Source organism: Mesorhizobium sp. M2A.F.Ca.ET.037.01.1.1, assembly GCF_003998075.1.
Classification (GTDB): Bacteria; Pseudomonadota; Alphaproteobacteria; order Rhizobiales; family Rhizobiaceae; genus Mesorhizobium.
The window spans coordinates 1-2473 of record NZ_RZSA01000952.1; the positions used below are offsets into that span (position 1 = coordinate 1).

A 2473-nucleotide genomic window follows, 5' to 3' on the forward strand; every position below is an offset into this window, starting at 1 on the left:
GCGCGAGAAGGAGCTGGACGAGGCCACCGCCAATTCAGACCGCCTGGCCAAGAGCCTGGCCGTGACCGACCAGGAAGCGGCGCTGGTGGAACCCATGGTCAAGAAGGGCCTGATGGCCAGGACCGAGCAGATCCGCGTCGAGCGCGAGCAGACCGACCTGCACGGACAGCTGGCACTCGCCGGAGAGACCATCAAGAAGACCCAGGCGGCAATCACCGAAGCGCAGCTTCAGGTGAACGAGCTCGGCCTGCAATTGCAGCAAGAGGCGCTGAGCGACCTGACGCAGGCGCTTGCCGACCTTTCCGTCGTCGACGAAACCATCCGCGGCGCCACCGACAAGGTCGCGCGCACCGATATACGCTCGCCGGTCGACGGCATCGTCAACACGCTCGACGTCAACACGCTCGGCGCCTTCGTGCAGCCGGGCGCGGTCGTGGCCGGCATCGTGCCGACATCCGAGACGCTGCTGGTCGAGGCTCGGGTTTCGCCGCGCGACGTTGCCTTCATCCAGCCGAACCAGGAGGCGCTGATCAAGGTCACGGCCTATGATTTCTCGATCTTCGGCGGCATCGAGGGCAAGGTCTCCAACATCACCGCCGACAGTCTCGTCGACCAGAAGACCGGCGAGCCCTATTATCAGGTGCGCGTCGCCACCGAGAAGTCGACGCTGACGAGGAACGGCAAGACCTATTCGATCATCCCCGGCATGATCTGCTCGGTCGACATCAAGACCGGACGCAAGACGATCCTCAACTATCTCTTGAAGCCGATCAACAAGGCGCGTCAGGAGGCGATGAGTGAACGATAGCGCAATGCGCCCGGACACTCCGCGCGAACGGCTGCTGCCGGCGCTCGCGGCCGAGGATTTCGGCCCGGAATTCCGCGTCGTGGCGCGCGGCGGCGTACGTCGCGGCATCCGGCTGGAGCGCGCCTTCTGGGTGTCGCTGAAGCACATGGCGGAAAGCCGCAAATGCACGATCGGTATGCTGGTCGAGGAGATCGCCGAGCATCATCCCGAGGGCAACCTCACCTCGGCGATCCGGGTCGCCTGCATGCGCGGTCTTGCCGAGGAAAGCATGAAATTGCGCAAGCTCGCCTCGATCCGCACGATCAACGCGATCCTGGTCGCCTGCCCATCACCGGCTTTCGCGCTGTCGTCGTCGAAGAAGATCCTGGCCTTCAACACGCCGTTCCAGCAACTGGTCAGGCGACAGTTGCCGAGCGCGCCCGGAGAGGATGGGCGGCAGGATTTGAAGCTGGCGCTCGATCTCAACGTCACCGATATCTTCGCCAGGCTCGACGCCAATGGCGAAACGCCGGTCACCAGCGGCTTCGTCATCGGCGCCGGCGAGCGGCGCTATCGTGGCCAGCTCAGCGCCGTGCGCGCGCCTGTCGCCGAGCCGGAACTTCTGATGGCCTTTGTCTTCAACGGGTAGCGTACCTCAGGAAGAACGCGCAGCGATTTCCTGTGCTTCTGCGTGTCGCGAAAAGGCGACCCGCCCCAGTCTATTGCCTCATATCCGAAGCCAATGACGATTCCGGCGATCCTTCGCCGGGCGCCACCGTCGCGAAGCCGCCGGCGATGTCGGCGATCTGCGCGCCGGACTTCGATCCGTGGATCCAGGCGCGATCGGTGCTGAAGGAATAGAGCGGAACATAGTCGGGCAGGTCGCTGTCGCGCAGGACCGCATTGCCCAGGCTGTCGAGGATGAAGGCGCCGCTTCCCGTGCTGACCGACAGCACGGCATGGAAGAACTTGCGGCGGCGATCCTGGAGCACCACCAGCGACATGCTCTGCGCCGGAATGCCGGCCCTGAGCAGCGCCGCCATCTTGAGTATGGCGAAGTCCTCGCAATCGCCTGCGCGATGCTCGAGGATTTCCGAAGGCTTTGCCCAATAGTCGAGCTTGCCGTAGACGGCGCTGTCCTTGCGATAGGCGATCAGGCGGTTGATGCTTGAGTTGACGAAGGACAGCTTGTCGCGAAAGCCCTTGCCGGCGGCAATGTCGATGATCTCGGAGAAAGCCGGACTCTCATGGTCGCAAGGGCTGCCCGCCGTGCAGTCGACGATGGCCTTGTAGACGGGAGCCCAGCGCGCCGCTACCGGGAAGTTGCGCATCGACAAGGCGACGGAGCCGAAGACACCGGGGATGATCGCGGCGGTATGGATCGGGTCTATGCCGGGTTCGGCCTTGGCGGCGGAAAGCGCTTCAACCTCGGCCGCCGGCGCGTAGCCAGTCGAAATGTCCGCGGTGCGGTATGCGACAGCTGGCTGCCAGGGCTGCGGCCGGGCCAGCGAAACGCCACCGAGGCTCGCCGGCGCAACCACCTTCTGCAGGGCCGGTTCCGGGCTCGAATTCGCGCTGGCGGATGATGGATTTGCGAAGCCGGCAAGGCCGGCAGCCAGCAAGAGTACCTTGATCCCCGTCATTCCCGGGGCTGCTTTTTGTATTTTCATAACGCCCACCTTTGAC

The 2473-nt window shown here is 64.3% G+C and carries 3 protein-coding genes; 2 read left to right on the plus strand and 1 reads right to left on the minus strand.

Features of this window, described 5'->3' with window-relative positions; genetic code table 11:
* Window positions 1-808: HlyD family type I secretion periplasmic adaptor subunit (locus EOA27_RS31815; protein ID WP_127258158.1), on the plus strand; the 808-nt coding region annotated here is incomplete at its 5' end.
* A complete protein-coding gene (locus EOA27_RS31820) occupies window positions 798-1436 on the plus strand; it encodes a ribbon-helix-helix domain-containing protein (RefSeq protein ID WP_189342137.1) in 639 nt (212 codons plus the stop codon). The genes EOA27_RS31815 and EOA27_RS31820, both read left to right, overlap by 11 nt.
* Window positions 1437-1506: 70 nt before the next feature.
* Here EOA27_RS31820 and EOA27_RS31825 read toward each other — a convergent pair whose 3' ends face one another.
* Window positions 1507-2430 carry a transglutaminase-like cysteine peptidase gene (locus tag EOA27_RS31825; RefSeq protein WP_348526231.1) on the minus strand — a complete coding sequence of 308 codons (924 nt, stop codon included), beginning with the start codon at window positions 2428-2430 and terminating at the stop codon, window positions 1507-1509.
* Window positions 2431-2473 lie beyond the last annotated feature (43 nt).